A 644-nucleotide genomic window follows, 5' to 3' on the forward strand; every position below is an offset into this window, starting at 1 on the left:
GGCTCTTCACGAACGAGGGTGTAGTCGGTTGAGCGCGTCGGTGGCCGGGTAGGGGTCGAGGTCTCCCGGATGATGGAAGTTCTTCACGCTTGCCATCCCGAAAGACCTCGACGTGCTCCACTCTACTTTCGCGACCCCTGACCTGACGACGTTCTGCCGCCTCGACGAGCTCGGGCTCGTCGCCGTTGGCCAGCTGATCGAGCCGGACTTGGCCATGATCGAATGCCGGCCGGTTGAGGCTGATCCTTGGTGCCGTGGGTGCGGCGCCGAGGGCGTGTCAAGGGACACGGTGACGCGCCGGCTCGCGCATGAGCCGTTCGGGCATAGGCCGACAACGCTTCTGGTCCGGGTCCGACGCTACCGGTGCGCGCACTGCCGACGGACGTGGCGGCAGGACATGACTCGCGCCGCCGCGCCACGAGCGAAGATCTCCCGCCTCGGCGTGGAGTGGGCGCTTCGGGGCATCGTCATCGACCACCTCACCGTGACCCGTGTCGCCGCGGGTCTCGGGGTTTCCTGGAGCGCCGCGAACACTGCGGTGCTCGCGGAAGGCAAGCGGCGACTCATCGACGATCCCACGAGATTCGACGGGGTCACCACGATCGGCGTCGACGAGCACGTCTGGCGACACACCCGCCTCGGTG

General features: G+C 67.7%; 1 protein-coding gene. It reads left to right on the top strand.

Annotation, left to right across the window (positions count from 1 at the left end):
• Positions 1-112: 112 nt before the first annotated feature.
• Positions 113-644, top strand: a 532-nt coding sequence (locus F8O05_RS14715) for a transposase family protein (protein ID WP_158053510.1), incomplete at its 3' end; no start/stop codon positions are given.

Origin of the sequence: Gulosibacter chungangensis (assembly GCF_008831155.1) — a bacterium.
In the GTDB taxonomy this organism is placed as follows: Bacteria; Actinomycetota; Actinomycetes; order Actinomycetales; family Microbacteriaceae; genus Gulosibacter; species Gulosibacter chungangensis.